We start from the raw sequence: 26,853 nt of genomic DNA, 5'->3' as shown, positions 1-26,853 counted from the left end.
ACCAACACGAGCGATCTTCCTACACCGCTCTCGGCAAAGGTGAAGCTTCGCTGCGCCAGCGAGCTTTTGCACGCTCTGCCAGCATAAACAGGCTGGGCACCAAAATCAGAGTCACCGTGGTTGCCAGCAAAACACCAAAGGACAGTGAGATCACCATCGGCACGAGGAACTGCGCCTGGGTACTGGTTTCAAATAAAATCGGTACCAATCCAACAAAGGTCGTCACCGATGTCAGGATGATTGCGCGGAAACGATCCCTGCCAGCATTGACCACCGCGTCGTAAACACTTTCACCCTGAGCACGCAGCTGATTGATTCGATCCAGAAGAACCAGGTTATCGTTCACCACAACACCAGAACAGGCAAAGAAACCAAGGAAGGACATCATGCTGATCTCACGCCCCAGAATCATGTGACCCGCAATGGCACCCATAAATCCAAAAGGAACTGCCGTAAAAATCAGGAAAGGCTGCCAGTAGGATTTAAAGGCAATTGCCATGAGTGCCAGTACCACCAAGGAAGCCACAAAGAAGTTAACAAGAATGGACACCATAAATTCCTGTTCTTCTTTCATGCCTTCGGATACAGACAATCTCAAACCGGGATACTGCTTGCGCCACTCAGGATAATGTTCCTTAAAAATAGACTGCACAATTTCATCCGGTACGCCCACGCCATCTTTTACATAGGCTCGCACTTTTACCGAACGTTTGCGATCTTCACGCTTAATGTGAGAATAACCGGGAACGTAGTCAACATTAGCAACTGCATCCAGTGGAATTTCGCGCTGGTCCATCGTACGAATGCGAACATCACTCAAATGATCAACATTGTTTCGCTCTTCCTTGGGATAACGCACCATCACTCGGACGTCTTCATTGCCTTTGGGGATTCGCTGAGCCTCAGCGCCATAAAAGCCCTGGCGAACCTGCCTCGCCACATCGCTTAAGCTTAAGCCCAACGTTTCAGCATAGGGCTTCAAACTCAACTGGATATCACTGCGTGCGGATTCAATCGTGTTTCGCACATCGTGAACGCCTGAATAGGATAGCAACGCCTCTTCCAGCTTTTTAGCAACATCATTCAGAACGGCTTCATCATCTCCCGGCGCCGTCAGTAACAAACTGATATCAGCACCAACATCGTTGATGGTTGCATCCAGCGTAATTTCTTCCAATTCCGGCAATGGGCCAACCAATTCACGCCAACGCTTGACCACCGCATCAGCCGAGACTTTCCCATCGGAATTGTCCAGCGACAAAGAAACCAGAATATTGTTTCGCCAGCCCCAGGTTTGCATATCCTTGATAACGGCGTCGCCACCTCCCTCGCCGAAAAGATTGGTATCTTGCTTCAGCTCGGGCACCGCACCTTCAACACGCTCGATAATAGAATCCATTGTGGAGAATGGCGCCCCCTCTGGAATCTTCATACGCAAACGCACAAAATCGGACGCCACCACAGGCATAAAGGATTTGCCAACCCAGCCACCCATGAATACTGAAACCGACAAACCGAAGGCAACAATAAAAACAGCAACCGTCGCACCATTGTGTTGCAGCATGCGCTTCAAGCTGGTTTTGTAGTAGCGATCAGCCACGTATTCAAGACCGCTTGCTACGCCCTGACGCCATTTCTGAAAACGTCGCATAAACGTAAAGCGACTGTCTTTCTCCGGTTTCATGTGCGCCAGATGGGAAGGCAATATCAGCAGGGACTCCACCAGTGAAAACACCAGACAGAGGGTAACAACCGCTGGAATACCAAAAGAGATTTCCCCCAGCGGGCCGGGAATAAACAACATTGGCGCAAAAAAGATAATGGTTGACACCACCGCCAGCAATACGGGCTTGCTGACCATCTTGGCACCTGTCGCCGCCGACAGGTTTCCTTGCATGCCTGCCTGTTGTCGCGAGTAGACGCTCTCCCCAACGATGATGGCATCGTCCACCACGATCCCCAGCACCAACAGGAAGGCGAACAGGGACAGCATATTCAAACTCACACCGGTCAGAGGCAGGAACCACAGCGCACCTAAAAATGCGACAGCAATTCCCAGTGTTACCCAAGCCGCCAAAGCCGGACGCAAGAACAACATCAATACCACAAAAACCAGAACAAGACCGGAAAGGGAATTGTTCATCAGCAGATTGAGCCGGCCTTCAAACAGGGTGGACCAGTCGCGCCAAACCACCGCATGAACACCGGGAGGAAGCTGGTCCTGCACCTCATCCATAAATTTACGGACTTCTTTCGCTGTTTCCACAACATTGGGATTGTCGGTGGCATAAACTTCCAGGTAAACGGCTTTGCGTCCATTCAAACGCGCAATCAGGTTCCACTCTTCCAATGTTTCCTTAACATCGGCCACATCACCAATGGTTAATTCAGAACCGTCTTCCTTACCCTGAATAACAATGTTTTGAAAATCTTCAACGGTATAGGCTTGCGCTCGGGTTTGTACCTGCAGATCACCGTTTTTTGAACGAATGGAACCGGCGCCCAAATTCATGGAAGAACCGCGAACCGCATTGACTACATCTTCAAAACGTAAACCATAACGGCGCAGCTTTTGTTCTGAAATTTCAATTGCCATCTGTTCCGGGCGAACGGCTTCAAGATCAACCAGAGTCACCGCCGGCAACAAAGAAATTTCATCGCGCAACCATTCACCGGTCGCTTTTAATGCGGCATCATCCACTTCACCGTAAATGCCCACACTGAGCACTTCGATCTTTTGCTTGTTCTCACGGACTTCGGGCCGCTCGACATCGGCCGGGAATGTTGTGATGGAATCAACCCGGGTTTTCACCTCATTAAGCAGCGCTTGGGTATCATAATCATTTTGAACTTCGATCGTGACGTTACCCGAACCATTGCGAGCGCTCGACTCAATCTTTTTAATGCCCTCCAAATCGAAAACGGCTTGCTCAATGCGTTTTACAATTTGTTCTTCAACTTCTTTGGGGCCTGCACCTGGATAAGGCACATAAACACTTAAGGTTTCTGGTGAAGCACCAGGAAACACTTCACGATCCAGTTGGTTATAGTTGTATACGCCACCGATAATAATCGCAACCATTAACAAATTGGCCGCAATCGGGTTTTCAACAAACCATTGCACAAGTCGATTCATTAGCTATCAACCTCTTCTGCACCGGCATTGTTTTTATCTTCGGCAACCGATGTGGGAGCCTGTTCGGAAGATTTAATTTTCACTTTCTTGCCAGGAGCCAGGTACTGCTGATTACCATCGACAATATTGTCTCCAGGGGAGACATCTCCGCTCACCCAAACCTTGTCTTTGGAAACTTTTAAAACTTTGATTTCCTGACTGACAATTTCATTGTTAGGGCCAACGCTGTAGACCAGATTGCGCTTGTACAAGGCTTTACGGGGAAGCTCCACCACATTTTCCAAAGCTTTCCCGTCAATTTTGGCTTCCACAAATAAACCCACCATCAACGGTGCCGCCTGGCTGTCGGCATAGGGATCATTTACTTCGGCAACGGCATAATAAAGACGTGTGCGCGTATCCAGACTCGCATCGGTGCGAACAATATTTCCCTGCCAGCTGCGCGATACACCGGCGACGGTTCCTGTCAACGTAACAGCAGGGCCTTCGCCGCTGCTCACACTCATCCCCAAGGGTAAGTCCACCAGACCCGCTTCGGAATCAGTCAGCGGCAAACGAATTTCCACCACCGATGTATCAAAGGCTTGACCCAGTTGCGTACCCGGCCCTACATACTGCCCTAAATCCACATTGGTACTGCGCACCAGGCCCGAAAACGGCACACTGATTTTGGTCCGGCGCAAATTCAGCTCTGCTTTTTCCAGATTTGCCTTGGCGGCTTCCAGGCTCGCTTCGGCAGCGGCAATTTGTGGCTTACGCAAAAACAGATCGTTGGCTTCCGAATTGCCCAAATTACGCCACTCGCGCTTTTTCTGTCGGGCCTGACCACGCTCCGTTGCCAAACGCTGCTTAGCTTCAGCAACTTGGGATTTGGCTTGCACCACAGCGAAACGATAATCACGCGGATCAATTTCAACCAGTGTCTCACCGACTTCGATATGTCCCCCGGCCACGAAAGCCGGGTTGACCTTCACAATACGCCCTGATACTTCGGCAACCAGACTGATTTCACGTCGAGGAGCGACAGTACCCTGGCTGTGCACACTCAGGCGATGCTCAGATGGCTGGGCCGTCACCACTGCCACTTCTGCAGGTTTGGCTTCGGCTTTCGGTTGCGGCTCAGGTTCGGGTTTCAACGTTGCAACAGCGAAGATCAGAGCACCTCCAAGCAACAAAATAATCAGCGGTAAATACTTGCTCAGCGGGGAGCGAACAGCAGAGTCGGCCACTCAAATAGTCCTCATGTCTTATCTATTGTCGTTATTACTCGGTACCCACACCGAGCCTAGGGCTAAAGTGCTAGTGTAACTCCAGCATAAGCATTACGTGGGGATTTTACCCTTCTTCACATAGCCCATCACATAACCCACCGCGCAGGCCAAGCCGAAGCCCCGCAGCGCAGCCCAGAAAATCGTCATGTAACAGCCATATTCCCCAACTAAAAACAAGGCTGTTGCAGACCCCCGGAATGCCGCATAATGCGCCGTCCCTTGGGCCTGTTAGCAAGCCTCGGAGGTGCGGCCAGTTCGCCGCAAGCGAAGGAATACATAAGAGAGACCAAAGATTCAATGATCAGTATTAATGCTCGTATTGCCGATGAGTTATCGGTAAACGCTCGCCAGGTAGAGGCGGCTGTGGAACTGTTGGACGAAGGCGCCACTGTTCCTTTTATCTCACGTTACCGTAAAGAGGTAACCGGCGGTCTGGATGATGGCCAATTACGTACCCTGGAAGAACGTTTACGCTATTTGCGAGAGCTGGAAGATCGCCGTTCAGCGATTTTGAAAAGCATCAGCGAACAGGAAAAACTGACCCCCGAGCTGGAAGCTGAAATCAACGCCGCCGATACCAAGAATCGTCTGGAAGACCTCTATCTGCCGTATAAGAAGAAGCGCCGTACCAAAGGCCAAATCGCCATCGAGGCCGGCCTGGAACCTCTGGCCAACAGCCTGCTGGACAACCCGAACCTGGCCCCGGAAGAAGAAGCCCAGAAATACCTCAACGGCGACAGCGAAGAAGGCAAAAAGATTACCGACATTAAAGCCGCTCTGGATGGCGCCAAGTACATTCTGATGGAACGTTTCAGCGAGAACGCCGAACTGATTGGCAAGCTTCGCCAGTTCCTGAAAGACGAATCCAATCTCAGTGCCCGCGTAATGGATGGCAAAGAAGCTGAGGGCGCAAAGTTCTCCGACTACTTCGAACACGACGAGCCCCTGGGAAGCGTTCCCTCTCACCGTGCCCTGGCCATGTTGCGCGGTCGCAATGAAAGTATTTTGAGCCTGGCCATTACCGTGGGTGATCCTGAAGATCGCCTGGCCGCTCACCCCTGCGAAGCTATGATTGCCGATCACTGGGAAATCCAGCAGCAAGAACGTGCGGCGGATAAATGGCTGTCTGAAGTGGTACGCTGGACCTGGCGAGTCAAGTTACTGACCCATCTGGAAACCGATCTGCTGGGTGAAATCCGCGAAGCCGCCGAGGAAGAAGCCATCAAGGTATTCGCCAGTAATTTGAAAGATCTGCTATTGGCCGCACCCGCCGGCCAGAAGGCCACCATCGGCCTCGACCCGGGTTTGCGCACCGGCGTAAAAGTCGCGGTAGTCGATGCCACCGGCAAAGTCGTCGATCACGGTGCGATCTTCCCAACTCCACCCCAAAACAAGATTCGCGAGGCCGAGGCCGTGATTGTTGCCTTGTGCAAAAAACACGACGTTGGCCTGATCGCCATTGGCAACGGCACCGCCTCCCGTGAAACCGATAAATTTGTGGGCGATGTGCTCAAAGCGCACAAAGACATCAGCGCTCAAAAAGTGATGGTCAATGAAGCCGGTGCATCGGTCTATTCCGCATCGGAAGTGGCCGCCAAGGAGTTTCCGGACCTCGACGTGACGATTCGCGGAGCGATTTCCATCGCTCGCCGTCTGCAAGACCCGCTGGCCGAGCTGGTGAAGATCGAGCCCAAATCCATTGGCGTGGGTCAGTACCAGCACGATGTCTCCCAGGCGCAACTGGCGCGCTCTCTGGACGCTGTGGTAGAAGACTGTGTGAACGCCGTTGGTGTTGAAGTGAACACGGCATCCGCCCCTCTGCTGGCCGCCGTTTCCGGCTTGAACAGCAGCATTGCCAATAACATCGTCGAATTTCGCGATCAAAACGGCGCCTTCAAGAGCCGTGAAGATTTGAAAAACGTCAGCCGCTTCGGTGCAAAAACCTTCGAACAGGCGGCGGGCTTTCTGCGAGTCGCCGGTGGTGATAACCCACTCGACGCGTCGGCGGTACACCCGGAATCCTATTCAGTGGTGGAAGCCATTGCCGAGAAAAACGGCCGCCCGATTCACAATCTGATGGGCGATTCCGGTTTCCTTCGCGCACTCAAGCCAGCCGACTACACCTCGGAAGCGTTTGGTGTGCCCACCGTGACCGACATCATCAGCGAACTGGACAAACCTGGCCGTGACCCTCGCCCGGAATTCAAAACCGCCCAGTTCCAGGACGGTGTTGAAGAGATCAAGGATCTGGAGCCCGGTATGATCCTCGAAGGTACCGTCACCAATGTGACCAATTTCGGCGCTTTTGTGGACATCGGTGTCCACCAGGATGGTCTGGTGCATATTTCAGCCCTGTCCAACACCTTTGTGAAAGACCCTCGTGAAGTGGTGAAAGCCGGTGATATCGTGAAGGTGAAAGTCATGGAGGTGGACGTGCCTCGTAAGCGCATTGGTCTGTCCATGCGCCTGGACGACACTCCCGGGGAGAAGCAATCCGGTCCTGCAGGGCAACAGCGCCGCGGCAAAGGTCGCCAGGATCGCAGCCAGCAGCAACGCTCCTTTGGTGGCAAACAAGGTGGCCAGCAAAAACAGGGGGGCATGGGCTCTATGGGTGCCCTGCTGCAGCAAGCTATGAAGAACAAAAAATAAAACTTTACAAAACCTAAGTTCAGCGCTGCTTCATGCTCGCTAGGCCAGTATACTCAAGGCCTGGCGAGCTATGATCATGATATCTAATGAGTGCCATTTTCAGCCGTAAATAGCCTTTTTCGTCATAGTTCGAGGAACGTCAGGGATTTTCCTCGTCTAAATCAGCAAGAAGCCAAACAGGCGAAGAAACAGACACTACAGAGACTTGGAGCAAATCATGTCCGAAGAGAAAGAAGTACAAGGCGAAGTTATTGAAGAGAATGTAGAAAGTACTGACAACAGCTCCCAGGAGAGTAACGCCAGTACCGCGAATGCCGAGCAGCAGAATGCCAATGCTCAGGAACAAAGCAGCCAAAGCCAGCAGCAGGAAGAGCCAAAGCAAACTTATGAGCCGGCCACGCCGAGCAAAGAAGAGCGCGACTGGGCGATGTTCTGTCACCTCTCAACCATGGCAGGCTTTTTTATTCCGTTCTTCAGCATTATCGGCCCATTGATTGTCTGGCTGATCAAGCGCGACGAGATGGAATACGTGAATTACCACGGTAAAGAAGTACTGAACTTCCAAATCACCATTGCCCTGGCGATGTTTGTGAGCATCATTCTCACCGTGATTTTGATTGGCGTGGTGATGATATTTGTGGTCGGCGTCTTCTGGTTTGTCATGTCGATTATCGGTGGCGTCAAAGCCAGCAGCGGTGAATATTTTGAATACCCGTTTACGCTCCGCCTGATCAAATAAACCCACCGAACACAAAAAAGCGAGGCATTGACCTCGCTTTTTTTATGCCCGAAAGCACACAAGAAGAATGAGATGCCATTTGCACCTATTGCTGTTAACCACAACCCTTGGGGATATTTGACAGTTTGATGAACAACTCATAGGCTTAGTTGACGGATTTAGAACGGAGTCTTGATCAGTTGTGTCCAGCAAGCGTGAATCTTCACGCTCAGGTAAACCGACAAGGAGCTTGTTATGCCGATCAAACCTCACATTATCGCCTGTATCAGTGCCATGGCTGTCGCCTCTGTCAGCAGCAACGTCGCACTCGCGGCTTTGAGCCAAAGCAATCATGATGCTTTGACGTCCAATGCCAAAACAGCCTTACTATTGAAACCTGGAAAATCTGATCAAAAATATTGTCGAGTTGTGCGCAACTCTCTTTATGGCCATTTCCGTAAAAAATGTCGTACAGCAGCCGAGTGGGAAGAATGGATAAGCAGAACGGCTCCCAAGATTGAAAAACAATGGCAAATTGCTGGCGCGACCCAGCCCAAAAAAGGCGGCAAGAATTTACAAAGGTATCTGGCACTACCTGTTTACATTGGTTATTACTAAACGCCCCATTAAACAGCTTATTTTTGAATACTAAAAAACAAAGGAATCATGATGAAAAAAGTAGCTCAAGTTGTTGTATCCGGTCTGGCACTGAGTCTCAGCTTTGGCAGCATGGCCGCCGAGCAAGCTAAAGACGAAGTGGTTTGCAAAAAAGCGCGCGCGTCTATCTACCAGCATTACAGCAAAAAATGCATGACAGAAGCCGAATGGGCCACTTGGACCGCAAAAGCAGAAAAGCAGATGAAACGCCAGTCTTCGCTCGCGAATGTCAGCACCAATCAGAAAGCCGTACTGGCAGAAGGCGACAGTGGCGCGACCGCGACCATTGCCCGCAAGACTCACCCCTCATCGAGCCGCCTGAAAGACAGCAACATGAGAAATAGAAATGAGCTTGCCAGAGTTCAATAAGTAAAAGTAACGTTCACAATTGGAGGTGAACATGAAAAAGTTTATTTGTTCAGCCGCACTACTCAGCCTGAGCAGCCTCAGCTTTGCCATGCTCCCGGCAAGCGAACAAAAACCACAAGCACAAATGCAGGCCCAGGAAGAAGAAAAAATTTGTTTAGTGGTGCGAAAATCCATTTACGGGAAATATCGAAAAAAATGCAAAAGTACCCAGGAGTGGATGGATTTTCTTGCGGAGTACGGCCCTAAAATTGAAAAGCAACTGGAGACGGCTGGCATTACTCGCAGTCTGCGTGGCGGTGCCATTTATGGCAAAGCACCGCAAATAGCCTACAAAGAAAAGTAATCACTTCCCACGACGCGGCTTTATTAAGCCGAATGCAGGCCGCTCAAGCTATCCTCTGGTTTGAGCGGCTTAGTCGCCAATTTGAAATCCAGACCCCCGTCAGACAACAGGCAATCGCCAGGATATACGCCGCACCGTACACTGGCCCGGACACTTTATAGATCGGCCCGTAGATCATATATTCCAGCCCCATATAAAATGCGATACCCAAAAGGGCTCCCCAGATATACGGCATCGGAAAACGTGCAAAGTAATAACCGGCAAACAGACTGGGCACGCCCATAAGCAATACAACGCCTTTATAATCGAGGGGCAGAATTGACGCCCAAAACGCTGCGCCAAACAACAATACGGCACCTGCGGCATAGGCCGCCCACTGATTTTTCATGCATCACCCTGTGCTGATAAACATTCTACCGGCCCATTATGAGCCGGTCGTTTTGGCAAGGCTATTAGACGAAACGCTAATTGCCTTGCTCGTCCGCACCTTCCGCACTTTCTCTAACCGGCCAGGGAACCCGCAAGAGACGGTCACCGGCAAAGCTGCCGATATATAAGTAGTTGCCTAACACCTGAGCAACCGTTCCCGCCCCCATCGGCGGCCCCTGCTGCTCCAGAACAACGGTGTGACTCATATCTTCTGGATTGACAGCAACAATATCAAAACGGCTCGGGCAAGCGCCTTTGCGAATTTCCATACACTGCCGAGCACTGGCCAGGTTGAAATGCTGCGAAGCCACCAGCAAGCGGCCATCCTCTGTCCATTGTGTATTGTCCGGGTGCGGCATATCGGCCGTGGCGAGAACCTCACCGCTGCGCCAATCCAGTTTGTGAACCTGATTATCACCCCAGCTGTTTACATAGAGGTACTTGCCTTCGGCATCAATTTGAATGCCATTGGGGAAGGCACTGCGGAAATCTTTTACCTTGGAAAAGGCACCGCCATTTTCGGGCGTCCAATGCCAGACCCATCCGGTATCAAAGCCTAACAAGCCTTCCAGTTGCGGCCAGTTGATCGGGCCCAGACTCAGCCCCTCCATGGCAAACATATGTGTTGTAAAGAAACCGCCATCTGGCCCGGCTACTACATCATTGATATTGCTGTTGTCGGGCATTTCGACACAGCCCTGCCAACTGATCTGAAACGTATCGTCCTCGCGTCGAATTAAAAACGACTCGACGGCTTCGCGCCCACCGTGATTCACCACCAATAGACGCTGAGTATTTTCGTTCAATCGACTGAGGTGAATGCCATGGGGTGAAAACGCTTCTCCTGGCGGCTCACAGTTTTCCTGCCCCCAACGCTCCGGGTCCGCTTCGGTGAAATCGGGAAAAATCTTAAGGTGTTTGGCTTTCACATCATAAAACGCCAGAGACCCTGGCGTGTGTTGTCCGACAATTCCCATCTGACTGACGATTAAGGTGCGCCCATCGCCCAGCGGTTCAAGATCTTCCGGGTTGTGAAAGCCACATAGCGCTTTACGATCGCCTTTGGCATTGCAATCCGTAATCACAGGCGTGGGGTCGCTACAAGCGAGCAAGCCACCCAGCATCAGCAACAGACAGGATCTGCGCAGCATCAATAGTAGGAACCTTGCCATAATTATTCTCGTCGTTGCCTTCCCTTCACGCAGTGTAAGCGAAAATACCCGGGACCAAAACGAAAAAAGCCCCCTGGGCAAAAACCGAGGGGGCTAAAGCGTGAAACGGTTAACGTCGTATTGCTGGTGCTTGAATTTAAAAACTTCTGCTTTACTGCTCTACAAAAGCACGCTCAATCACATAGTGAGCTTTTTGCCCATGGCGCGATTCTTTAAAACCATGGCTATCGAGAATTTCACACGTCTCTTTCAGCATGCTCGGGCTGCCGCAAATCATAAAACGATCGTCGTCGAGATTTGGCTTGGGCAAATCCAAATCGTGGAACAGTTTACCAATCCGCATCAGGTCAGTAATTCGACCATTGTTGCGATAGGGCTCGCGGGTAACAGTGGGGTAGTACAACAGCTTTTCGCGTACTTCTTCCCCAAAGAATTCATTGTTGGGCAATTCGTTTTCAATCACATCCTGGTAGGCCAACTCGGAAATATGACGCACACCATGAGTCAGAATAATCTTGTCAAAGCGCTGGTACACCTCAGGATCTTTGATGATGCTCATGAACGGTGCCAACCCGGTACCCGTGCTGATCAGATAAAGGTGCTTGCCTTCCAGCAGGTGATCTGCCACCAAGGTGCCCGTGGGCTTGGTGGATAATAAAACCTCATCACCAACCTGAATGTTCTGTAGACGGGAAGTCAGTGGACCATCGGGGACTTTGATGCTGAAGAATTCCAGCTCTTCATCGTAGTTCGCGCTGGCAATACTGTAGGCCCGCATCAGTGGTTTACCCTCAACCTCCAGCCCCATCATCACGAAATGGCCATTTTCAAAGCGTAAGCTCTGGCTACGGCTGGTATTAAAGCTGAACAGGCTTTCATTCCAGTGATGTATTCGGGTGACTCGTTCACGAATCAGGCTGGCCATAGGGCTTCTCCACAGGGGTAACTTTCAACTGCAAGCAGTCTAGATGCCTGTCCCTTAGCTGTAAAATGGGTTATTTTTCTATTGCTTATTGATAAAATCGATATACAAACCCATTATGCGGTACCGATATGCGTTTTAGTCTTCGCCAAATTGAGGTTTTCCTGGCCACCGCCCAACAGCAGAACATCAGCCTGGCGGCCAAACAGCTCAACCTTTCCCAGTCCGCAGCCAGCTCCGCCCTGCGTGAATTGGAGCAGCAATTCGGCCTGCAGCTCTTTGACCGCCTCGGCAAGCGTTTGCGACTGAATGAAAACGGCATCGCCCTGCGCCCCCAGGCCCAGAGCTTGATGAGCGCAGCCGAGCAGCTGGAATCCAGCTTTAAAGGCCAGGCCGGGTTGGGAGACTTGAGAGTGGGCGCGACCTTAACCATTGGCAATTATCTGGCTGTGCCGTTGGTCGCCGAATACATGAACGACGCCCGCCAACAGGGCCAGGAAGCCAAGGTCGATCTTCATGTCGCCAACACCGACAACATCGCTCATCAGGTACTCAACTATGAGTTGGATATAGGCTTGATTGAAGGCGAGTTTAATCACCCCCAGCTGCGAAGCGAGCACTGGCGTGATGATGAACTCGTGATTGTCGCCAACCCCAATCATCCCCTCGTGAATCAAGGCGCACTAAGCGATGAGCAATTGCTGTCTCTCCGCTGGATCAGTCGGGAACATGGCTCCGGTACCCGCCAGGCCTTCGAGCATGCCCTGCACGGCCTATTGCCCCACTTGAATATCGCCATGGAGCTGGAACATACCGAAGCCATCAAGCGCGCCATTGAAGCCGATTTGGGGGTAGCCTGTCTGTCCCGCCTGGCGGTGAGCGAAGCCCTGCAAAGAGGCAGTCTGGCCCAACTGCATGCTCCCCACCGGGATTGGCGTCGGCGTTTTTATTTTGTATTCCACCGCGACAAAGCCATCAGTCACTCTCTGGAACACTGGTTGCAATTATGCCAAGCTAAGCACAATAACTAATGCGCAGTCAGAACACGTCACCATGCCTTTGAATTTCTCCACTGAGCCGAAACGGCCATTTCCCATTCGACTTGGCCTACTGGCCGTTCTGCTGAGTTACTGCCTGACGACATCAACCAGCAATGCGCAAAGCAAAATTTACAAATACAAGGACGAAAACGGCAAGTGGGTCTTTACCGATAAAAAACCCAAACAAGCCGCTGAAACCATTCAATTAAAAACCCGCGGTAACGCCTCAAAACACGAGCCCTGGCTGGAAACCCTCAGAGAAGATGGTAAACATCGCCTGTTTTTGAACAATCCGGTTCACGCGCCCATTCAGTTTATATACCGAGCCAGCCGCCTTGGCAAAAAACGTTTTCGCTTCAGCGCAGAAGGACCAGGTCGATTTCTGCTGCGTGAACAAGACACTGCCTTCGGTGAAATAAAATCCGGTTGGGCCATTGGCAAGCTCAATGTGGTACACAGCCAGTCGGTTTACGAACTGCCCTTTTCCAGCAAAAAACGCCTGCTGATCAGCCAGGGCTTTAACGGACGTTTTTCACATACCGGTATCGGCAATCGCAACGCTTTGGATATCGCCATGGAAGTGGGCACCGACATTGCCGCTGCACGCCCCGGCGTCGTGGCCATTGCCAAAGACGATTATCATATGGGGGGCGCCAAGAGCTTTTTCCTCGACAAGGCCAATCACATCACGGTTTATCATGACGATGGCAGTTCGGCGATTTATGCGCATATTCTGCAAGGCAGCGCCAAAGTAAAACCCGGCGATAAAGTTCGTGCCGGGCAATTAATCGCGCGCGCAGGATCATCCGGTTATTCCACCGGCCCTCATCTGCACTTTGTGATTCGCGGCATTGTTGGCGGGCGCGTCGCTTCCCTACCCTTCCGCTTACGGGGGAGAGATGGCAAAACCTTTAACCCAAGAGCGGGGCAAAAAATATAAACCCGACTCAATTCCTGGGCATAAAAAAACCGGAGCAAGCTCCGGTTTTTACAAACGCTTTAATTCACTCTTAAAGCTCGCCATTCTCATAACGCAGGAACATATCGTCCAGGCTGATAGGCTTGATCTTGCTGGCATTGCCAGCGGTGCCAAAGGCTTCGTAACGCGCCACACAAATGTCTTTCATAGCATCAACGGTTTTGCTCAGGAATTTACGCGGGTCAAATTCGCTGGTGTTTTCCGCCAGGAAACGACGCACAGCACCCGTGGAAGCCAAACGCAAATCGGTATCGATGTTCACCTTGCGCACACCGTGCTTGATACCTTCGCAAATTTGCTCGACCGGCACACCATAGGTTTCCGGAATCTCACCGCCAAATTCATTGATTACCTTCAACCACTCCTGCGGCACAGAGGAAGAACCGTGCATCACCAAATGGGTATTCGGAATTTGTTCGTGAATGGCTTTAATGCGATCGATCGCCAGAATATCGCCTGTAGGCGGGCGAGTAAATTTGTACGCACCATGAGAAGTACCACAAGCAATCGCCAAGGCATCAACTTTGGTTTTTGCAACAAAGTCAGCCGCTTCTTCCGGGTCAGTCAGCATTTGATCGTGACTCAATTTGCCCACGGCGCCAATGCCATCTTCTTCACCAGCCTCACCGGTTTCCAATGAACCCAGACAACCCAGTTCACCTTCTACCGACACACCACAAGCGTGGGCCATGTCGACCGTGCGACGGGTTACGTCAACATTGTATTCATAATCGGTTGGGGTTTTGCCGTCTTCACCCAGAGAGCCATCCATCATTACGGAACTGAAACCCAATTGGATAGAACGCTGGCAAACCGCTGGCGAGGTACCATGGTCCTGATGCATACATACAGGAATATGCGGAAACTCTTCAATCGCAGCCAAAATCAGATGGCGTAAAAAAGGTGCGCCAGCGTATTTACGGGCGCCGGCAGAAGCCTGCACGATCACCGGAGAATCGGTTTGATCAGCAGCTTCCATAATGGCGCGCATCTGTTCCAGGTTGTTCACGTTAAATGCGGGCACACCATAGCCATACTCGGCGGCGTGATCCAACATTTGGCGCATGCTAATTAAAGCCATAATCGTCTTCCTATAATAGTCTGGCCCACGCTATCCCTAGGGACCTTTTCAAGTTAAAAATTATTGTGCAGCGCGAGCTTCTAAAATCGCAACTGCCGGTAAGGTTTTACCCTCAACATATTCCAAAAAGGCGCCACCACCCGTTGAGATATAAGAGACTTTATCGGCAATCTCATACTTATCAACGGCCGCCAGAGTGTCACCACCACCAGCAATCGAAAAGGCATCGCTCTCAGCAATAGCATGGGACAGCGCTTTCGTGCCTTCGCCAAACTGATCAAATTCAAACACACCTACCGGGCCATTCCAAATGATGGTTTTGGCGTCCGCCAGGATCTTGGCCAGCTCTGCGGAAGCATCCGGGCCGATATCAAAAATCATATCGCTGTCGGTAACCTCGCCCGCGGACTTCAGTTCAGCCGCAGCGCTTTCGGAAAACTCCTGGCCAACCACAACATCACTGGGAACAGGAATATCGCATTTTTTCATCAGCGCTTTGGCATTGGGGATCAGGTCATTCTCGCACAAAGACTTGCCCACATTGTTGCCGCTGGCCGCGAGAAAAGTATTGGCAATGCCACCACCAACGATCAACTGGTCCACCTTATCAGACAATGACTCCAGAACCGTTAACTTGGTGCTCACTTTAGAGCCGCCCACAATCGCCACCATAGGGCGAGCGGGCTTATCCAGTGCTTTGGCGAGCGCATCCAGCTCACCGGCCAACAACGGGCCGGCACAAGCTTCCGGCGCAAACTTGGCCACACCATGGGTAGAAGCCTGAGCCCGGTGCGCAGTACCAAAGGCGTCCATAACAAAGACATCGCACAAAGACGCATAGGCCCTGGCCAATTCATCTTCATCTTTCTTCTCACCTTTGTTGAAACGCACGTTTTCCAACAACACCAACTCACCTTCAGCAACATCAACACCCTGCTGCCAGTCTTTCACCACGCTCACATCGCGGCCCAACAGACCGCCCAGATGATTCGCCACTGGCGCCATGGAAAACTCCTCGGCAAACTCACCTTCGGTTGGGCGGCCAAGGTGACTCATCACAATGACTTTTGCACCGGCATCCAGAGCCAGCTTGATGGTTGGCAAAGCCGCACGAATACGCGCATCGGAGGTGACCTTGCCATCTTTCACGGGCACGTTCAGGTCTTCGCGAATCAGTACGCGCTTACCCGCCAGATCCAGTTCGCTCATCTGTTTAACAGCCATGGTGTGTTGTCCTCAGTATAAATTTAGAATTTTTTTGCCCAGTACGCCGCCGTATCGATCATACGGTTGGCATAGCCCCACTCGTTGTCGAACCAGGTCAATACTTTCACCATGCGTTCTCCGGCCACTCGGGTTTGGGTGGCATCCACAATGCTGGAGCGGGGGTCGTGGTTGAAGTCACAGGAGGCCAGCAACTCTTCGGTGTAGCCCAGCACTCCGTTAAAATCATTGTCTGCCGCCTCTCGCAAGGCGCGGTTAATATCCGCCGTGCTGACATCACTCTTCATAACCACCGACAGATCCATCGCCGATACATTGACGGTGGGTACGCGCATGGCCTGGGCTTCAAATCGTCCGGCCAACTGGGGCAAGAGACGATCAATGCCTTTTGCCAAACCGGTGTCGACGGGAATCATCGATTGAATCGCACTCCGGGTTTTACGCAAATCGGTGTGATGGTAGGCATCGATCACTGGCTGGTCGTTCATCGCCGAATGGATCGTGGTAATCACACCGCTATCAATACCAAACGCTTCATGCAAAGTATGGATAACCGGCACGATGCAGTTCGTGGTGCAGGAAGCATTGGACACAATCAATTCGCGGCCATTTAACTGCTGGTGATTCACACCGTAAACAATGGTGGCATCGACTTCGGCCGTTGCAGGCTGGGAAAACAGTACATGGCGAGCACCTGCGGCAATATGCTGCTCCGCGGTTTGGCGATCATTGAAAGCACCGGTACATTCCAATACCAAATCGATATCCATGTCGGCCCAGGGCAGTTGCGTGATATCAGGCTGGTGCAAAACACGGATGCGTTGGTCATCGATATGCAGCTGATCATTCTCAACCGCAACGGCCGCCGGAAAGCGACCGTGTGTGGAGTCGTATTGGGTCAGGTGTGCAATGGTGTTGCAATCGGCCAGTTCATTGATGGCCAGCACTTGAAGATGGCCAAAGCGGCCCTCTTGCTGAGCTTCAAATAAAGCCCGCAGCACACAGCGGCCAATTCGTCCGTAGCCATTGATAGCTATCTTTGTCACGCTCACATTCACAGGTCCGGCCAGCGGCCGATGCACAGAAGCGGCATCGACCTGAAAAAGGAAGACCGTTTAGTCTTCCAGCAACTCTTCAACATTGGCAACCACATTGTCGACGGTAAAGCCAAAGTGCTCCAACAATACATTACCCGGGGCGGATTCACCGAAGGTATTCATACCGATCACACGACCTTCCAGGCCAACAAATTTGTACCAGTAGTCTTCATGTGCCGCTTCAATGGCAACACGAGCGGCCACTTCAATAGGCAATACAGACTGCTTGTACTCAGCATCTTGCTTACTGAAAATTTCTGCACAAGGCATGGATACGACACGCACCTTACGGCCCGCAGCACTCAGCTTGTCAGCAGCTTCTACCGCCAGACCCACCTCGGAACCGGTGGCAATCAAAATGGCTTCCGGCTCACCGTCGCTGTCTTTCAACACATAGGCACCACGGCTGATATCCGCCAGCTGCTGCTCATTACGTGGCTGGGGCGTTAAGCCCTGGCGAGAGAAAATCAGTGCACTCGGGCCATCGCGGCGCTCGATGGCGCTCTTCCAGGAAACCGCAGATTCCACGGCATCGGCGGGGCGCCAGGTGTGCAGATTTGGGGTTAGGCGCAGGCTGGCAATTTGCTCGACCGGCTGGTGTGTTGGACCATCTTCACCCAGGCCAATGGAGTCGTGGGTGTAAACAAAAATGCTCTGCTGCCCCATCAAGGCCGCCATGCGTACGGCGTTGCGGGCGTACTCCATAAACATCAGGAAGGTCGCACCGTAGTTCACGAAACCGCCGTGCAGAGCGATACCGTTCATGATGGCGCTCATACCGAATTCACGCACGCCGTAGAACAGGTAGTTACCACTGGCATCGTCAGCCGTTACGCCCTTTGAACCACTCCACAAGGTCAGGTTGGAGCCGGCCAGATCCGCAGAACCGCCCAGCAATTCAGGCAGCATCGGGCCAAACGCGTTCAGGCTGTTCTGGGACGCCTTGCGGGAAGCAATCTTCTCAGACGCTTCCTGGCACTCTTTAATGTAGGCATCCGCTTTTTCGCTGAAATCAGCGGGAAGATCGCCCTTGATCACACGGCGCTCAAACTCGGCGGCCAACTCAGGATGGGCACCTTTGTATGCCGCCAGTTTCTCTTCCCACTCACTTTCGGCTTTCGCGCCCGCGTCTTTGGCATCCCAAGCGCTGTAGATATCTTCGGGGATCTGGAAGGCATCGTGCTCCCAACCGAGGGTTTCACGAACCAGAGCAATTTCTTCGGCACCTAATGGAGCACCGTGACAATCCTCCTTGCCCTGCTTGTTGGGAGAACCGAAACCAATCACGGTTTTGCAGCAAATCAGGGTCGGCTTGCCTTCTTCAGCGCGAGCCTGTTCGATGGCTTCTTTGATGGCAGCACTGTCGTGGCCATCGACCGCTGGAATCACCTGCCAGCCGTAGGATTCAAAACGCTTAGGCGTGTCGTCGGTAAACCAGCCCTCAACTTCACCGTCAATAGAGATGCCATTGTCGTCATAAAACGCGATCAGTTTGCCCAGACCCAGGGTTCCAGCCAGAGAACAGGCCTCATGGGAAATACCTTCCATCAAGCAACCATCACCCAGGAAGCTGTAGGTGTAGTGATCAACGATGTCGTGCCCTTCACGGTTAAACTGCGCGGCCAGAATCTTCTCGGCAACCGCCATACCCACGGCATTGGTAATGCCCTGACCCAATGGGCCCGTAGTGGTCTCTACGCCCGGCGCGTAACCGTATTCCGGGTGACCCGGAGTCTTGGAGTGCAACTGGCGGAAGTTCTTCAGCTCTTCAATGGGCAGCGCGTAGCCAGACAGATGCAACAGAGAGTAAATCAGCATGGAACCATGGCCGTTGGACAGCACGAAGCGGTCACGGTTAGCCCACTCGGGGTTGGCCGGGTTATGCACCAGATAATCGTTCCACAGTACTTCGGCAATATCCGCCATGCCCATTGGGGCACCCGGGTGGCCGGAATTGGCTTGTTGAACGGCATCCATACTCAAAGCACGAATCGCATTGGCTAGCTGGTTGCGGGAAGGCATAAAGAGCTCCTGAGAGGGCTAATAGGTCAAAAAGTACACAGCCTGGGGCTGGAAAATGGGCGCTATTTTCCCTTTTCTTGGGGGGCAGGTAAAGGCCGTTAAGAAAGATTTCTTAACGGCGTAAACCCTACAACGGTGCGGGCTTTCAAAGCACTCCGCGAAGATGGCCGTTTGTTATCGGGCTTTGTCATCATGCCTCTCCCGTCACATTGAGAAAGGACAGGCCAAAGAAGGATTTAAGTGCCGTCAAGCCAGTAAGTACCAGACACAAAACCGGCCGCGAAAGCGGCCGGTTTTGTGTAGTTGCAATCAGCGATCAATAGCCGATCTCAATGGTGGAGATCAATGGTAGAAGTCCTTGATATCCACCTCGGTCACTTCACCATATTGCTTGGCCTTTTCACGAATATCGTCCGCCTTGCCAATCAGCACAAACTGGAGATTTTCACGTGGGAACTGGCTTTTGGCCAGTTGATTCGCTAACGCGACATCCAAAGCGCCGACCTTGGATTCAAAATCGTTAATCACTTCATCGCCCAAATCAAAAGCCCACATGGTGGCCAACAAACCCGACAATTGAGAAGAGGTTTCAAAACGCGGCGGAAACAGACCGTTCACATACGCTTTGGCCGAATCCAGGGTTTTCTGATCGATACCTTGATCCCATAAACGCTGATAGGTTTTCAAAGCCAGATCCAACGCCTCAAACGTGGTTTCGGTTTTAGTAAAGGTACTGATTCTGAACAGGCCCGCTTTCGATTCCTTACTGAAGCTGCTGCGAGCACCATAAGTCAAACCGGAGTTTACGCGCAGCTCATCGTTCAACCAGGACGTGAAGCGGCCACCCAAAATGGTATTGATCACAGACAGCGGCACTTCATTTTTATCACCCACCGCAATACCCGGACCACCGATGATAAAACGCGTTTCTTTTGAGTCGCCTTTGTTCACCAGCAATACACGAGCTTTCTTGGGAGCTTCGATAGCCTCCAATGACGTCTTGGCTTTCGCCTTGCCCTTCCATTGGGCGAAGTGCTTTGCCAACTTGGCTTTCATCGCTTTCGGATCAATGTCGCCAACGACAATCAGGGCAGCATTGTCAGGCGTAAAATAATCCTGATAAAAACCTTTGATGTCATCACGACTAATGGTCGCCACGGTTTTTTCATTGCCCGAAGAAGGATTGGCATAAGGGTGCTTGCCGTAATACAAATGATTAAACAAATCGCCAATCATTGCCCTTGGGCTTTCGCGATTTTGTTTTAACAGGGCACCAAGGCGCTTTTGGTATTTATCGATTTCAGCCTGATCAAAATCGGGGCGCAACAACATATCCGCCAACAGTGGCAGCATAATATCGCCATCTTTTTTCGCGTAGGACATGCTGAGAGTGGTCATCTCTGTGCCTGCACCGCCACCAAAATCTGCACCGTAAAATGCAATTTCGTCTTCCAGCTGAATTTTACTTTTTCCGGCCGCACCAAACTTCAGAGCTTCAGCGGTAAACTCCGCCAGACCATATTGTTTGCCGTCCTGAACCGCACCGGCTTTAACAGCGACAACCACATCCACCAGAGGCACTTCATCCTGACGCATCAAATAAACATCCAGACCGTTGTCCATAGTGTACTTTTCATAGTCCGGCATGGAAAACGCCGCCAACACCCACTGGCTGGCAAGCAAGAGACCGGATAAGAGACTCATCTGAGTAAAACGTTTCATTATCGATCTCCCTCTTTGCTGTCGGCATGTTTATCCAAAATCATCACACTGCGATTGGCCTTGCGAAAATAGGTTTTCGCAACACGCTGAACATCTTCAGCGCTGACCTCGGCCATATCTTTGGAAGCATCGAACATTTTTTTATAGTCACCAAAATAAATCTGGTAGGTACCCAGCGTGTCGGCCTTGCCGTTAATGGTCGACAACGTACGATACAAACCGACCTGGGCCTGGTTTTTCACTTTCTGCAGCTCCTTTTCGCTCACCGGTTCAGCACTCAGCTTGGCCAGCTCTTCAATAATACCTTTTTCCAGCGCTTCGACGGATACGCCTTCGGCAGCTGTTGCGAAAATATAAAACAGATTCGGATCAATACTCTGCGGGAAATAGGCCCAAACATTGGTCGCCAGCTGTTTCTGATCAACCAACGCACGATTCAAGCGCGCACTGTCATCACCACTCAAAATGCTCTCAACCATCGCCAACGGGTAGTAATCGTCATGGCGGCTGTTGGGCACATGGAAACCCATCATGATGTTCGGGCTGGAAACAGATCCCTTTTGCACATAGCCACGACGCTCACCTTTTTGTTCAGGCTCAACGGTGTGAATTTTTCGAGGCTCGGGTTGAGCAGGAATGCTGCCCAGGTATTTTCTCGCCAGACGCTCCACTTCTTTTGCGTCGACATCGCCGGCGATAACAACCAGACCGTTATTTGGCGCGTAATAACGACGGTGGAAGGCCCGCAAATCCTCGATGCTCCAGTTATCGATATCAGACTGATGCCCAATCACTGGCCAACTGTAAGGATGAGCCCGAAAGGCGATGCCTTTCAATTCCATCATCATCAGACGGACATTGGAATTTTCCAAACCCGTACTGCGCTCGGAGGTGACAACACCGCGCTCACTCTCGACCATCTTCTCATCGATTTTCAAATGGGCAATACGATCGGATTCCAGATCAAAAATGGTTTCCAGAGCATTGGCCGGGAACCAGTCAGTGTAGACGGTAACGTCCTCGGTGGTATACGCATTGTTTGCACCACCATTGGCTTCCATCACTCGGTCAAATTGTTTTGGACCGTATTTTTTTGCACCGTTGAACATCATATGTTCGAAGAAATGAGAAAGGCCAGTGATACCAGGCACCTCATTTCGAGAACCGACCTTCCAGAACAGGTACATATTGGCATTGGGGATGGAACCATCCTCCACCACCATAAATTCCATGCCATTCTTCAAGGTAAAGGTCTTAACGTCCTCCGCCGTGGTCTGGGCAGATAACTGCGTCGACAGTCCCAAACTGAGACCCGCCCCCAAAACCAGCAGGCCTCGCCGTATATTGCGGGCCCATGCTTGATATCTTTGCATTTCGCTTCCTCTAGTGATTCTTCTTAAAGCTGCGCTCTTCGGCATTATGATTGGCGTGCCAATCGTTAACAATGTCTCGCCACCCGTAACACGTTGAACCGTGACAATAAACCGATTTTCAGTTCCTCGCACAGTTCCGGCTTTGATTTAGTGATAATATGCCCCAAGGCCTGTTCACACTTGTGAACGGTGCATTAGCTTTAACGAACGACCGAAAGAACCCCTCTGAAACAAGGGCCCATTAAATGAAACGAGTGTCGATAGTTAATATTGCTGTAGGCCTCTGCTGCTGGAGTCTATGTCTTATGAGCTCTGCTCAATCCTCCGATTTGCAAGCCACACTGGAAGCGGAACTCAAACAGCATCAACAATCCAAAGATCTGATTGGCATTGCCGGGGTTGTCATTCGTGGCAATAACATCCAGGCACTGGCCAGCGAGGGCCTGCGCAAAAAAGGCAGCCCTGAAAAACTGACCGTTGATGACAAATGGCATTTGGGCTCCGTAACCAAATCCATGACCGCAACGGTAATTGCCCGCCTTGTCGAGAAAGGTATTTTGAGCTGGGATCAAAATCTTGATCTCATTCCCGGTGGAGAAAACCCCCGACACAGTGACTGGAATAAGGTCACCCTGAAACATCTCTTGCATCACAGCTCGGGAGCACCGGCAAATTTTTCGCTGCTGCTCTTGTTTAGCGACGACCCGGAAACGGACGAAGCTCTGCACAAAGAACGACTGGCCGCAGTGCAGGGTGTGTTGAACAAACCCACCGACAGTCAGGCCGGCACCGCCTTCCAGTATTCCAATGTGGGATATACCATTGCGGCCGTCCTCGCCGAACAGGCCACCAATAAAGGTTGGGAAACCCTGATGCGGGAAGAACTATTCGAGCCGCTGGCCCTGAACTCGGCCGGTTTCGGCCCACCCAAAGACAACAGTAACGGCATCGATCAACCGCGAGGTCATAAATCCATATTCGGATTCAAGTTTGCCGTTCAAACCAGCTCGGACAACCCCAAAGTGATGGGGCCGGCAGGTAATGTTCACATGAGCCTCAGTGATCTGGCCCGTTATGCTCAGGAGCATATGAAAGGCGCTCGGGGCGAAAGCGATTATCTGGATAGTGCACAATATAAGGCATTGCATACCGCCGAATTGGATAGCTATGCCAAAGGCTGGGTGATCAAAGCACACGACCCACTGGCCGATGGCCAGGTGATTTGGCATAACGGTTCCAATACCATGTGGTATTGCCTGCTGACATTATTGCCCACGCTGGATACCGCCGTGGCCATCACGGTCAATGAAGGTAATATTCAAAAAGCCGAAGCCAGCGCAGTTGATATTACTCGCGCACTGGTGAAAGCCATGAAGCATTCTTCAACACATCAAGTGGACGATCATTGAGGGAAGTTACTATGACATACGATATAAAATTCAAACTAAAACAAAGCCTCGTCATTGCGGCGATGGGCGTCGCTATCATTGGCAGTGCCAGCGGCACCGCCAATCCTTTTGTCAAAGACCCGCTCACCCATGAGCTGGAACGTCAGTTGCATATCAAGATGCGCGCCAATGCCGCTATCCTGAATGACGACCAGTTCATTAAAGACAAAGCCAAGTACATTCGTAAGCTATTTTTGGCCCTGAAAGCCGAGGGTTTCAGCGACAAACAAGCACTGGAACTGGTCAAAGCCAGCCTGCATGAGGACAGTTTGTAAAATGGCCAATGAAAACAAGAAATCGGTTTCTCTTGAAGAAAAGTTTTCCCGGTTTGACGATCACTGGTCACCTAAAATCATCGCGGAATGTAACGGTCAATTGGTCAAGATCGCCAAAGGCCAGGGTGAGCTGGTTTGGCACAGCCATGACAATGAAGATGAATTATTTTTCGTTCATAAAGGTCAGCTCACCCTGAAACTCCGTGACAGAGATATCGTACTCAACCCAGGCGAACTGTTTGTGGTGCCCAAAGGTGTTGAACATTGCCCCCAGGCCGAAGAGGGCACCGAGTTTTTAATGTTTGAACCTGGCAGCACCGCACACACGGGAAAAGAGCAAACCGAACAAACCGTTGCCCAAGATAAACAACCCTGGATCTAAGCGACCAGGCCCGAACTGACACACCCGCCGAAAAACAACAATGCCCCACAAGAACATCCAAAGTGAGACCGGAAAAACCTATGAAGCGCCGTGATTTTATAAAGAGCAGCAGCGTTGTTGGCAGCAGTGGCTTACTGTTTGCCTGCGGAGGGCGCACCATCAAACCGCTGGCTGTGCCTCAACAGGGATCGGCTTTGAGCATTCCCAAATCCGCGATCAAAAATGGGCAGCTGCTGATTGCCCACCCTGACGAGCGTTACCCCATCTCAATTGCCCAGTTGGACGACGGCAGCTATACCGCCTGTCTGATGCAATGCACCCACCAGAAATGCGAAACGGCCCCTGATGACGCGGGCTATATCTGCCCCTGTCATGGTGCGCGCTATGACAAGCGAGGCCAGGTTACCAAAGGACCAGCAGAAAAAAACCTGAAGCGGTTTGATGTGCAGGATCTGGGCAAAGAACTGACGCTGGAACTCAACTAGGACGACAAGGTCATATTTACATCGATCTGCTATTGCCCTAGCATTATACGTTCACTGAATCGGAAACCCGTTAGAACACCTATGTTTAAGTCTCTTTCACAAGCGCTGATTGCTGCCGCGATGCTGATTGCCCTGCTGGGCCAATCACTCGCCTATGCCCATATTGCTTGTGAAATGCCGATGGATGCTTCACACAGCATGTCCCACGACAGCATGAACCATTCTCTCGAGCCGGCCCACGGGGATATGGATCACCAGACGATGATGAATAGCATGAGCGATTGCTGTGGAGCAGACTGTTCCTGCCCGAGCAGCTCATGCACCAACATTTCTTCACTGCTTTCCAAACAAACCACGGTGGAATTTGAAGGCATAAGCAATGCCCGCTTCAGCGACTCCCTCGGGCAACCCAAAGCCCTGACAAGCACCCTCTTCCGTCCGCCAATACTCGCCTGACACAGAATCGGTACGCCTGAAATTCGTGTACCCACCCTCTTTTTCTGTTAATTATTTTCGCGCATCTGCGTAGAAACATACCCGGTGTTATCTGGGGGCGATTATGAATACAACGTTATTAAAAGCACTGATTACTTTGCTGCTGGGTGCAGCACTTGGTTTTGGTTTATCAAACTTTCTATCAAATTCCCGGGAGCCATCCACTCCAGACAAAGGCGCGATGGAGAAAAAGCCTCTCTATTGGGTAGCCCCTATGGACGCCAACTATCGCCGTGACAAGCCCGGGAAATCACCAATGGGGATGGCCTTAATTCCTGTTTATGACGAGGAGAACAATTCCACGGATCATGGCCCGGAAGTTGTGAAAATCGCCCCTCATATTGTGAATAATCTGGGCATTAGAACGGCCCAAGTTGAATCAAAAGCCCTGAACAATGAAATTTCTACTGTGGGCTATGTGCAATACGATGAAGACAAACTGATTCACATTCACCCACGAATCGATGGCTGGGTAGAAAACCTCTACGTAAAAGCGGCGGGCAATCCAGTGAAAAAGGGGCAGGCGCTTTATACCCTCTACTCCCCTGAGCTGGTGAATGCACAGGAGGAACTGATGATTGCCCTCAAACGAAATAACAACTCCCTAATCAAAGCGGCTCGCAATCGTATGAAAGCCCTGCATTTATCCGCAGAGTTTATCCGCGAGCTGGAGAAAAAACGTGAGGTGCAACAAACCATCACCTTTTACTCTCCCCAGGAGGGCGTAGTCTCTGATCTGAAAATCCGCGAGGGTTTTTATGTTCAACCGGGCAATACTCTACTCAGCATTGCCAAGCTGAATCAGGTTTGGGTTGAAGCTGAAGTATTCGAACGAGATGCGGCTTTGATTCACAAAGGATTGCCCGTCACCATGAGTCTGGATTATCTGCCAGGCAAAACCTGGCAAGGCACGGTGGATTATGTGTACCCAAGCTTAAACAATAAAACCCGCACCTTAAGAGTGCGATTAAAATTCGACAATCCCAACCTTCAACTCAAGCCCAATATGTTTGCCCAAATTGTGATTCATGCCGAGAAGCGCGAAAACGTCATTTTGGTGCCCAAGGAATCTGTTATTCGAACCGGCAAACAGGATCGAGTGGTTCTTGTTTTTGGCAAGGGCCAGTTTAAATCGGTGGCAGTAAAAATTGGTCGGGTAACTTCAGACAACATTGAAATTCTGGAAGGCCTCAAGGCCGGCGATACCGTCGTAAGTTCAGCCCACTTTCTGATTGATTCAGAATCGAGCAAAAGTTCAGACTTCAAACGCATGGATGCGGAGGCTGAATCGAAGTATGAGCAAGCCACCGTAAAGGGAACCATTAACCGCATCGACCTTCAGGGGCGCGTTGTGAATATCAGCCGGGAAGCCATTGAAAAGTGGAGCAGGCCAGCAGCAGAACTCGATTTTCTGGCTGAACAATCCATCCATCTGGAATCATTCAAACCTGGTGACACGGTAATTTTCACGTTTGAAGTCCGGGAAGAACTTACCATCGTGGACATCAGCCTGAGCGATAAACATGAGCAACACCAACACCATATAGACAAGCCGTGAGGACTC

At 51.3% G+C, this 26,853-nt stretch carries 24 protein-coding genes; 13 read left to right on the top strand and 11 right to left on the bottom strand.

Annotated elements, in window-relative coordinates; all coding sequences use genetic code 11:
* Nucleotides 1-19 precede the first annotated feature (19 nt).
* Both G8768_RS03975 and G8768_RS03970 read right to left on the bottom strand, forming a co-directional pair.
* Nucleotides 20-3,136 carry an efflux RND transporter permease subunit gene (locus G8768_RS03975; RefSeq protein WP_166850970.1) on the bottom strand — a complete coding sequence of 1,039 codons (3,117 nt, stop codon included), beginning with the start codon at nt 3,134-3,136 and terminating at the stop codon, nt 20-22.
* Nucleotides 3,136-4,365, bottom strand: coding sequence for an efflux RND transporter periplasmic adaptor subunit (locus tag G8768_RS03970; RefSeq protein ID WP_166850973.1), 1,230 nt, complete (start codon nt 4,363-4,365; stop codon nt 3,136-3,138). Before G8768_RS03970 ends, G8768_RS03975 begins: the two co-directional genes overlap by 1 nt.
* Before the next feature lie 339 nt (nt 4,366-4,704).
* Between G8768_RS03970 and G8768_RS03965 the strand changes: the two genes are divergently transcribed.
* From G8768_RS03965 to G8768_RS03945, 5 genes are all read left to right on the top strand, one after another.
* Nucleotides 4,705-7,056, top strand: a complete 2,352-nt coding sequence (locus tag G8768_RS03965; RefSeq protein WP_166853412.1) for a Tex family protein — start codon at nt 4,705-4,707, stop codon at nt 7,054-7,056.
* 217 nt (nt 7,057-7,273) lie between these two features.
* Nucleotides 7,274-7,795, top strand: coding sequence for a DUF4870 domain-containing protein (locus G8768_RS20850; protein WP_208020066.1), 522 nt, complete (start codon nt 7,274-7,276; stop codon nt 7,793-7,795).
* 234 nt (nt 7,796-8,029) lie between these two features.
* On the top strand, nt 8,030-8,392 hold the full coding sequence (locus tag G8768_RS03955; protein WP_166850975.1) for a hypothetical protein: 363 nt from the start codon (nt 8,030-8,032) through the stop codon (nt 8,390-8,392).
* Between the two features lie 51 nt (nt 8,393-8,443).
* Entirely contained in the window at nt 8,444-8,800 is a 357-nt protein-coding gene (locus G8768_RS03950; protein WP_166850978.1) for a hypothetical protein, read from the top strand.
* 31 nt (nt 8,801-8,831) lie between these two features.
* On the top strand, nt 8,832-9,143 hold the full coding sequence (locus G8768_RS03945) for a hypothetical protein (protein ID WP_166850981.1): 312 nt from the start codon (nt 8,832-8,834) through the stop codon (nt 9,141-9,143).
* A 43-nt stretch (nt 9,144-9,186) separates the two neighbouring features.
* On the opposite strand, the gene G8768_RS03940 is transcribed toward G8768_RS03945, so the two are convergent.
* From G8768_RS03940 to G8768_RS03930, 3 genes are all read right to left on the bottom strand, one after another.
* On the bottom strand, nt 9,187-9,531 hold the full coding sequence (locus tag G8768_RS03940; protein WP_166850984.1) for a hypothetical protein: 345 nt from the start codon (nt 9,529-9,531) through the stop codon (nt 9,187-9,189).
* 76 nt (nt 9,532-9,607) lie between these two features.
* Nucleotides 9,608-10,744 carry an SMP-30/gluconolactonase/LRE family protein gene (locus G8768_RS03935; RefSeq protein WP_166850986.1) on the bottom strand — a complete coding sequence of 379 codons (1,137 nt, stop codon included), beginning with the start codon at nt 10,742-10,744 and terminating at the stop codon, nt 9,608-9,610.
* A 151-nt stretch (nt 10,745-10,895) separates the two neighbouring features.
* Nucleotides 10,896-11,669: a ferredoxin--NADP reductase gene (locus G8768_RS03930; RefSeq protein ID WP_166850989.1), complete on the bottom strand. Its 774-nt coding sequence runs from the start codon at nt 11,667-11,669 to the stop codon at nt 10,896-10,898.
* A gap of 128 nt (nt 11,670-11,797) precedes the next feature.
* Here G8768_RS03930 and G8768_RS03925 point away from each other — a divergent pair, with 128 nt between their 5' ends.
* Both G8768_RS03925 and G8768_RS03920 read left to right on the top strand, forming a co-directional pair.
* Nucleotides 11,798-12,697, top strand: coding sequence for a LysR substrate-binding domain-containing protein (locus G8768_RS03925; RefSeq protein ID WP_166850992.1), 900 nt, complete (start codon nt 11,798-11,800; stop codon nt 12,695-12,697).
* A gap of 22 nt (nt 12,698-12,719) precedes the next feature.
* Nucleotides 12,720-13,646: a peptidoglycan DD-metalloendopeptidase family protein gene (locus G8768_RS03920; protein ID WP_166850995.1), complete on the top strand. Its 927-nt coding sequence runs from the start codon at nt 12,720-12,722 to the stop codon at nt 13,644-13,646.
* A 70-nt stretch (nt 13,647-13,716) separates the two neighbouring features.
* Here G8768_RS03920 and fba read toward each other — a convergent pair whose 3' ends face one another.
* From fba to G8768_RS03890, 6 genes are all read right to left on the bottom strand, one after another.
* Entirely contained in the window at nt 13,717-14,766 is a 1,050-nt protein-coding gene (gene fba / locus G8768_RS03915; protein WP_166850998.1) for a class II fructose-bisphosphate aldolase, read from the bottom strand.
* A gap of 60 nt (nt 14,767-14,826) precedes the next feature.
* Nucleotides 14,827-15,990 (bottom strand): phosphoglycerate kinase, encoded by a 1,164-nt coding sequence (locus G8768_RS03910; RefSeq protein WP_166851002.1) that lies wholly within the window; start codon nt 15,988-15,990, stop codon nt 14,827-14,829.
* A gap of 23 nt (nt 15,991-16,013) precedes the next feature.
* Entirely contained in the window at nt 16,014-17,036 is a 1,023-nt protein-coding gene (gap, locus tag G8768_RS03905) for a type I glyceraldehyde-3-phosphate dehydrogenase (RefSeq protein ID WP_166851005.1), read from the bottom strand.
* A 69-nt stretch (nt 17,037-17,105) separates the two neighbouring features.
* On the bottom strand, nt 17,106-19,109 hold the full coding sequence (gene tkt, locus G8768_RS03900) for a transketolase (RefSeq protein ID WP_166851008.1): 2,004 nt from the start codon (nt 19,107-19,109) through the stop codon (nt 17,106-17,108).
* A gap of 342 nt (nt 19,110-19,451) precedes the next feature.
* Nucleotides 19,452-20,831 (bottom strand): M16 family metallopeptidase, encoded by a 1,380-nt coding sequence (locus tag G8768_RS03895; RefSeq protein ID WP_166851010.1) that lies wholly within the window; start codon nt 20,829-20,831, stop codon nt 19,452-19,454.
* Nucleotides 20,831-22,204 (bottom strand): M16 family metallopeptidase, encoded by a 1,374-nt coding sequence (locus tag G8768_RS03890; protein ID WP_166851014.1) that lies wholly within the window; start codon nt 22,202-22,204, stop codon nt 20,831-20,833. Before G8768_RS03890 ends, G8768_RS03895 begins: the two co-directional genes overlap by 1 nt.
* Nucleotides 22,205-22,509: 305 nt before the next feature.
* Between G8768_RS03890 and G8768_RS03885 the strand changes: the two genes are divergently transcribed.
* The 6 genes from G8768_RS03885 to G8768_RS03860 all read left to right on the top strand — a co-directional run bounded on the left by G8768_RS03885 (nt 22,510) and on the right by G8768_RS03860 (nt 26,847).
* Nucleotides 22,510-23,613 carry a serine hydrolase domain-containing protein gene (locus G8768_RS03885; protein ID WP_166851017.1) on the top strand — a complete coding sequence of 368 codons (1,104 nt, stop codon included), beginning with the start codon at nt 22,510-22,512 and terminating at the stop codon, nt 23,611-23,613.
* 11 nt (nt 23,614-23,624) lie between these two features.
* Nucleotides 23,625-23,927, top strand: coding sequence for a hypothetical protein (locus tag G8768_RS03880; protein ID WP_166851020.1), 303 nt, complete (start codon nt 23,625-23,627; stop codon nt 23,925-23,927).
* A 1-nt stretch (nt 23,928) separates the two neighbouring features.
* Nucleotides 23,929-24,309 (top strand): cupin domain-containing protein, encoded by a 381-nt coding sequence (locus G8768_RS03875; RefSeq protein ID WP_166851023.1) that lies wholly within the window; start codon nt 23,929-23,931, stop codon nt 24,307-24,309.
* An 80-nt stretch (nt 24,310-24,389) separates the two neighbouring features.
* On the top strand, nt 24,390-24,794 hold the full coding sequence (locus G8768_RS03870) for a QcrA and Rieske domain-containing protein (protein ID WP_166851026.1): 405 nt from the start codon (nt 24,390-24,392) through the stop codon (nt 24,792-24,794).
* A gap of 81 nt (nt 24,795-24,875) precedes the next feature.
* Nucleotides 24,876-25,250 carry a hypothetical protein gene (locus tag G8768_RS03865; protein ID WP_166851029.1) on the top strand — a complete coding sequence of 125 codons (375 nt, stop codon included), beginning with the start codon at nt 24,876-24,878 and terminating at the stop codon, nt 25,248-25,250.
* Nucleotides 25,251-25,353: 103 nt separating this feature from the next.
* The gene (locus G8768_RS03860; RefSeq protein ID WP_166851032.1) at nt 25,354-26,847 is read left to right on the top strand and encodes an efflux RND transporter periplasmic adaptor subunit; all 1,494 of its coding nucleotides are present in this window, start codon (nt 25,354-25,356) and stop codon (nt 26,845-26,847) included.
* Nucleotides 26,848-26,853: the final 6 nt, after the last annotated feature.

It is taken from the genome of Pseudoteredinibacter isoporae, from assembly GCF_011602085.1.
Classification (GTDB): domain Bacteria; phylum Pseudomonadota; class Gammaproteobacteria; order Pseudomonadales; family Cellvibrionaceae; genus Pseudoteredinibacter; species Pseudoteredinibacter isoporae.
The sequence above is the reverse complement of the archived record's forward strand: the minus strand, read 5'-3'. Positions and strand labels throughout refer to the sequence as shown.